General features: G+C 63.4%; 9 protein-coding genes. 3 read left to right on the top strand and 6 right to left on the bottom strand.

What is annotated here, in order from left to right; all coding sequences use genetic code 11:
• The coding region (locus AAGD32_18125) for a type I glyceraldehyde-3-phosphate dehydrogenase (GenBank protein ID MEM8876167.1) at window positions 1-600 on the bottom strand (600 nt) is incomplete at its 3' end.
• A 229-nt stretch (window positions 601-829) separates the two neighbouring features.
• On the opposite strand from AAGD32_18125, the gene AAGD32_18120 reads away from it, so the two are divergent.
• Entirely contained in the window at window positions 830-1,393 is a 564-nt protein-coding gene (locus tag AAGD32_18120; protein MEM8876166.1) for a hypothetical protein, read from the top strand.
• A 12-nt stretch (window positions 1,394-1,405) separates the two neighbouring features.
• On the opposite strand, the gene AAGD32_18115 is transcribed toward AAGD32_18120, so the two are convergent.
• Complete coding sequence (locus AAGD32_18115; GenBank protein ID MEM8876165.1) at window positions 1,406-3,097, bottom strand: 1,4-alpha-glucan branching protein domain-containing protein; 1,692 nt, start codon at window positions 3,095-3,097, stop codon at window positions 1,406-1,408.
• Window positions 3,098-3,207: 110 nt separating this feature from the next.
• Here AAGD32_18115 and AAGD32_18110 point away from each other — a divergent pair, with 110 nt between their 5' ends.
• Both AAGD32_18110 and AAGD32_18105 read left to right on the top strand, forming a co-directional pair.
• Window positions 3,208-3,870, top strand: coding sequence for a class I SAM-dependent methyltransferase (locus tag AAGD32_18110; GenBank protein MEM8876164.1), 663 nt, complete (start codon window positions 3,208-3,210; stop codon window positions 3,868-3,870).
• Window positions 3,871-4,069: 199 nt separating this feature from the next.
• Window positions 4,070-4,678, top strand: coding sequence for a hypothetical protein (locus AAGD32_18105; protein MEM8876163.1), 609 nt, complete (start codon window positions 4,070-4,072; stop codon window positions 4,676-4,678).
• Window positions 4,679-4,753: 75 nt separating this feature from the next.
• Here the strand turns inward: AAGD32_18105 and AAGD32_18100 are convergent, their stop codons facing one another.
• From AAGD32_18100 to AAGD32_18085, 4 genes are read right to left on the bottom strand one after another with little or no spacing between them, the layout of a single operon-like run.
• Window positions 4,754-5,062: a hypothetical protein gene (locus tag AAGD32_18100; protein ID MEM8876162.1), complete on the bottom strand. Its 309-nt coding sequence runs from the start codon at window positions 5,060-5,062 to the stop codon at window positions 4,754-4,756.
• 23 nt (window positions 5,063-5,085) lie between these two features.
• On the bottom strand, window positions 5,086-5,376 hold the full coding sequence (locus tag AAGD32_18095) for a hypothetical protein (protein ID MEM8876161.1): 291 nt from the start codon (window positions 5,374-5,376) through the stop codon (window positions 5,086-5,088).
• Between the two features lie 50 nt (window positions 5,377-5,426).
• Entirely contained in the window at window positions 5,427-5,699 is a 273-nt protein-coding gene (locus tag AAGD32_18090; protein MEM8876160.1) for a hypothetical protein, read from the bottom strand.
• An 8-nt stretch (window positions 5,700-5,707) separates the two neighbouring features.
• Entirely contained in the window at window positions 5,708-6,244 is a 537-nt protein-coding gene (locus tag AAGD32_18085) for an HYExAFE family protein (GenBank protein ID MEM8876159.1), read from the bottom strand.
• Window positions 6,245-6,354: the final 110 nt, after the last annotated feature.

Below are 6,354 nucleotides of genomic sequence, written 5' to 3'. Positions count from 1 at the left end.
CTTCTTGCTCGGACCGTCCTGGGTCGGCTGGGTTGCGGTGACGGCGTGGATGGTGGTCATCAGGCCTTCCTCGAGGCCGAAGTTGTCGAGGATGACCTTGGTGATCGGCGCGAGGCAGTTGGTGGTGCAGGAGGCGTTGGAGACGATGTCCTCGCCGTTGTAAGCGTCGTCGTTGACGCCCAGCACGATCGTCGGGACGGTCTCGGGCGACTTGGTCGGCGCGGAAATGACGACCTTCTTGGCCCCACCCTTGAGGTGGGCGGTGCAAGCCTCATGGGTCGTGAACAGGCCCGTCGACTCGACGACGACGTCGCAACCCAGATCGCCCCACGGCAGATTCGCCGGGTCACGCTCGGACATGCAGGGAATGGCCCGATCGCCGAGGATCAGGTTCTTCTCGTCGTTGCTGATCGCCCCGCCGAGTTGCTCGTTGAACTTGCCGTGGATGGTGTCGTACTTGAGCAGGTACGCGAGGTTGTCGGGGCCGACGAGGTCGTTGATACCGACGATTTCGATTTCGTCGTCGGAGCGGTAAGCGGCGGCACGGAAGACAAGACGACCGATGCGGCCGAAGCCGTTGATGCCTACTTTGATGCCCATTTCAGGATCACTTTCTGGTTGGTTTGCGTGGCGAAACGTGGTTGCACCGGCGTGGCGTCCGGCATGGGTTGCCGGGTGCGATGCGTTCGGGCAGAACCTAGAAACGCCCCACGCGACTTTCAAGCGCCGCCATCGATCAAGGCTGCAAAGTCGCGGGTGACATTCCGCCACGAACCACACGCACACGCACCATTAACACCGACGCAACTTAAGGATTGTCGCCCCGGCGATGCCCCGTATGCTCGAACTCACGATGACCCAGGGCGCCGAACAACCCGATCTGGCCAACGGCGGCCGGGTTGCGCTGATCGCCACGGGTACGACGCGTGACCGCCACGCCGAGACCTTGATGCACGCCGGTTACGACGTTTACGCCTTCGATGATCCGTATGCGGCGATGCTCGCGTTGTGTCGAAAGCCGCTGGTCTTTCGGGCGGTCGCCGTGTCGCTTCAGGCGATTTACCCGAAAGAGATGTCGCTCATCTCGGTCGTCGGCCGCCGCTATCCGCACATGCGGCTCATCGCCTGCGACACCGATGGCAGGCCGGCCGCTCTCGAACAAGCCCGACGGCTCGGCGTCACCGACATCCTCGACGCCGAAGGCCCCCGCCCCGTCGACACGCAACCCGTGGAAGGTGCGAGTTCCAAGACCCACGACGCCTCTCGCGCCGACGCCGTCGCCTTGACCGAGGAAGAAGCCGCCGCCCTCGCCGAAGACGCCGCGAACGACACCGCACAAGGCCCCCTGCTCACCCCAGAAGAACTCCGCGCCCTGCTCAGCGACGAGCACTAGGTCGGCGCGATGCTACAGCCACCAGCTTAGATCGATCTCGTGAAAGATGTCGTCGTGGGCGTCGGCTTCGTCGATTTGCACCTGCTCGAACTTCGATAGTGTCCGGCCTTCGTTGACGGCTTCGGCGAGGTCGACCAGGCGGTTGAAGCGTGTGGCGTGGCCGCTGACACGGAAGGTGCCGTAGTCGACGGCGCCGCCGGTGTGGATGACGAACGGCCAGTCGCTCGCCTGTAACAGCAACAACTGCCGGCCGGCCTTCTCCATGAGTTCCTTCACCGCTGGCTTCTCTTTCCAAGGCAACGCGTGCAGATTCTTCAGGAACGTCCCCTCGGCCCGATACTCGGTCTCCCACACCCAGCGGACCGTGTTGTTCATCCAAACCGTGTGGTCGCCGTTCTCGCCCCACGAACCTTCGGGCAAACGGGCGACCTTGTCGGGGTGCTTGCGATCAATGATCTCCTCTGTCGTGGCAAGGTTCACGTAAGGATCGCTGGCCGCGGCGAGGATCACGTCGCGTAGAAACTTGGGCCCTTCGAACCACCAATGGCCGAACAATTCCGCGTCAAACGAGGCCACGACGGTGCCACGTCGTCCAGTCTTGTCGCGGTGCTCGGCGAGAACGCCCTTGACCGTGTCGAGGAAATGATGGGCATGCTCGTGCAGCTTGCCGGGGATGTCGTCGGGGTAGTACGGGTCCTTGTCGGAGAGTGCCGTCTTTCGGCTCGTGACCTTGTGATAGCGAAGTCCGCGCTCGCCGTACTTGCGGTGGAACTCCAAGTACTCGCCGGCACCAGGGTACCCCAGATCGCTGGACCAGACCTGCTCGGAAACCTGCGGGTGTCGGCCGAAGGCGAACACGTCCGGCTTCTCCGCATGGCTCGCGACGCCGACCGGTTCGAGCGTGTTCCGCCAGCCGCGGCGTTGGTCCCAGTAGCTCGGGTCGTCGCCGACGGCGTGGAAGTTGCCGGCTTCCATGTACCCCAGCGGCTTGCCGCCTTCGAGCTGGTGACTGTCGACGAAGAAGTGGTTCACCCCGGCCGCCGCGATGAACTTCTCGATCCCCGGTCGACTGCGGGCGTTGTCGTAAAGCACGCTCGGCAGCCAGTGATCCCACGCAGGGCGGTACGCGCATTCGGGCAACCACATGCCGGTCGGCTTCTTGCCGAGGTGCTTCTCGCTCGTCGCTACGCCGGCCTTCATCTGGGCCGTGAGCATCTCGTCGTTGAGCACCAGCGGCATGTAGCAGTGCGTCGCATTCGACGTGAGCACTTGGATGTGGCCTTCCCTGAAACGCGCCGCGAACTCGCCGGGGATGTCACGGTTGATCCGCTCGAAGTGCTCCAGCTTGGTCGCGTACCACTCTTCCCACCGCTGCGCGAGATACGCGAAGTGCATCTCGTTCTTGGCCTCGAACTCCTTCCGATCGCTCTCGGCCCGACCGATCCGGCCGTGCAGGTACTCGACGAACCCGGTCTTGAACCGTTCGTGTGCAAGCTGCTCCAGCAGCACCGGCATCAACCCCATCGTGATCGCCGGCCGTACCCCGCCGAGCGCCGCTTCGCCGATGAAGTCGAGAATGGGCAGGTAGGTTTCCGCCGCCGCTTCGTACAACCAGAACTCCCCGTGTGGGTAGCTGCCATGGTGCAGGACGTAGGGAAGGTGGCCGTGAAGAACGATACAAAGCTCGCCGAGCGGTTCGGACATGCTGTGAGCGTAACGGCTCGCCGGTGAAATGAGGAACCGTGAGGCCGACGCGTCAGCGACAACGGACGCCAACGCTTACCGGCCGGCAGTCGGCGGCGCTATTGTGAAGCATGTCCGACCCGCGTGAACGTGTGGAGAAACTCGTCGATGCGGCACGCGTGGCTGGCGACGAGGTCGGCTGGTTCGAGCCGCTCTACGCCACGGCCAAGTCGGACGCGGATATCCCCTGGGCCGACGGCAAACCGAACCCCATGTTCGTCGAATGGCTCGATGAGACCGCCCCGCTGACGGGCAGAGCTTTGGTCATCGGTTGCGGACTGGGCGACGACGCTGAACTGCTCGCACAGCGCGGGTTCGACGTCACGGCGTTCGACATCAGCCGCTCGGCCATCCACCGTTGCCGCGAGCGGTTCCCCGACTCGCCGGTGCAATACGAGGTGGCCGATCTGCTGGACCCACCGCGGACTTACCGCGGCCGCAACGACCTGATCGTGGAAATCTACACGCTGCAAACGCTGCGTGGCGCGATGCGATTCACGGCGGCGTGCAACATCGCGGACTTCGCCCGCCCGGGCGGGCTGGTGTTCGCCTTGTGCCGGGGACGCGACGAAAGCGAGCCGGAGGGCACGATGCCGATGCCGCTCACGGCGGACGATCTGGCGGTGTTCGAACGCCGGGGACTCACGCGGGAGCGATTCGACGACTTTTTCGATGGCGAAACGCCTCCAAAGCGTCGTTTCCGGGCCGTTTACCGCCGCCCGGTCGCGATGTGAGTAGTCCCGGATGCGCGAGTTTCGGTTGTGAACCGGGAAGAATATTTGTAAGATTACAGGGTCATCAGCGACCGGACGTGCCGATCGGGCACCTCACGGGTTTTGTGACTGGGGATTCCGCCCAGTATGGCCGATGTCATTGCAGTCGTTCCGCCTCGCGGAATGAAACCAACCGCACCCTCTTCCCAGGATGGGACCCATGGCACGCGTCAAAGACATGTCGGACCAAACCGACCTTGATGAATCGCTTAGCGGCACCGCGTTCGGCGTCTCGCTGGTCGAATCGATGCACGGGGTCGAGAACCCGCTCGACACGCCGCCGGCGGATGACATGAAGGTTCACGCCTTGCCTCCCCTGCCGCCGATCGGCGAGCCGGAGAAGTTCTACGCCGATGGCATCGCCCGGGCCGAACGAGACGACGACCGCTATGCCCGCGTCGCCTACAAGGTCGGCCAGTACGTCACGCTTTCGCTCGACCCCAAGGCGAACTGGGCCGCGAAAAAGAAGTACTACAGCCACTGCATGCGGCGTCACTGTCAACCGCCGACTTACGCTCAGGGCGACGTACGCAAGTTCTTCAGCGACTTGGCCGACATCGTCCGCGAACACGCCGGCCAGGAAGCGATCAAGATCTGCTGCGAGCAGGACGACATCTTCGCCGCACGGTTGGGCATGGGCCAAACGAACGATGACTTGGTCGACGATGCCGAGGCGTTTTTCGACGAGATCGTGCCGACCGAAAAGCCCGCTTGGTTCCACGACGACGATTGGCGTCAGCTCTGCATGATCCGTGACCAGTGGGTCTGACCTTCACCAACCGCGTTCCCCAAACGAAGAGCCCGCGACGACGATCGTCGCGGGCTCATTGCTTGGTCAAAGGCATTAACGGAAGAGGTCGGTGATCCGGCGGGCATCACGCGGGACCATCTGCCGGCGTTGCTGGTCGTAGGTCAGCACGGCCAACACGCCGGTGCGATTATCGAGAACGTAAACGGCGTCTCCGCCCGCGGCGGTCTCAGCCGTTGCCGCTTGATAGTCGCGATTGCTGACGGTTTCGGTCGCCACGGCCGGCTCCGGCTTGACGAGGTGCAGCGCGACCAGGACGACGGCCATCAGCGCGAGAACGCCGACCGCGAAGCTCTTGACGTCGAGAGGACGGGATGCTGCCGATGTGGTGTGGGTTTGGCTCATGATTGGAGTTCCTTCGGCAGAGGTTACTGGGCGGCCTGGAAGACGCGGTTGAGGTCGATACTCGGCAGTGCTTCGAGCGACCCGTTGTTCTCGTCGAACGCGACGCCGATCATGCCGCCGTTGCGGGTGTCGAACACGTAGATGACGTCAGCGGGCACACCGATGACATTGCCGGGGAGCAACAGGTAATCCCCCTGCGGCGCGGCTTGGGCGTGGGCTTCGGGCGTGCCAAGGTATCGGCCAGCCAGGGACACCAACAGGGCCGCGTTGACCAGCAACAGCGCCCAAACGGCAACGGATCTTGAAATTCTCATGGATTGCTTTCGCGTGAAATGTCGGCGTCAAAACATCGGTCGTCAGACCATCAGTCGAGGTGCGTGCGCTTGGCGTTCTTGAACATCACCGCCACGCACGCAAGTGTCAGACCCGCAGCCACCGCGTAGGTCAGGGCGTAACCACCTTCCTCCAACAGGTATGGCCCATCCTCGTAGCCTTGGTGACGAACGTCCAAGGCTTCGGCCTCGTCGATCAGTTCCTGGGCACGTCCACGCTGGGCGAACGCTGGCGAAACGATCACGCACACCAGAAAGGCGGCAACCAGCCGACAGGTCCAAGGGCTTCTCAGCAGATGCTGCATCGCGGGGATCATAACAGCGTCTCCATCGGCCTCGCAAGTGAGCGGAAGTCGGACGTCGGCAACGCGACGGTCTCCCACTTGGCGCTGCGTTGCCGCATGTGGTTCCGGTAGTCGGCGAGTGAGATTGCCATGAGCCTATACCAACGGCTCAGATGACGAAACACGCCCGGTTCCTCGGCCTCGCCCGGCGGCAGGTCCGACGCCAGACCCGGCAGTCCGAGCGTCTCGTCCCGCGGCTCGATCCAATACGCGAACGCCAACACCGCCTGAAAGTCCTCGCCGAAGACTTGCTCCCACTGCAAAAGGTCGTCGACGTCGCGCTGGGTCGCCCACGTCTGCATGGACTTGCCGCCGGTCGCCCGACGGCCCTTGACGTCCACGAGCAGATTTGGGCCGTTGCGGCTGTAGACGAGAAAGTCGAACCCCTTGAGCTTTGCTTTGCCGAACAACGCACGCTTGGCTTCGTCCACCGCGACGTAAGGCGTTGCCCGCTCCCGCAGGAACGCTTCGAACGCCGCCTCGTAATGGATGCCCCGGTCAACCATCTCGGGTGAACATATTGGTAACAAGCCGCCGCCGCAACCGGCGTTCGTTCACGCAACCGGAAGTTCGACCGCGGTCTTTCCGTTGACCTTCTTCTTCTTGGGCTTCTTGG

The organism is Planctomycetota bacterium (assembly GCA_039182125.1).
Lineage (GTDB): Bacteria > Planctomycetota > Phycisphaerae > Tepidisphaerales > Tepidisphaeraceae > JBCDCH01.
Note: the sequence above shows the minus strand (reverse complement) of the source record. Positions and strands in the feature narration are given on the sequence as shown.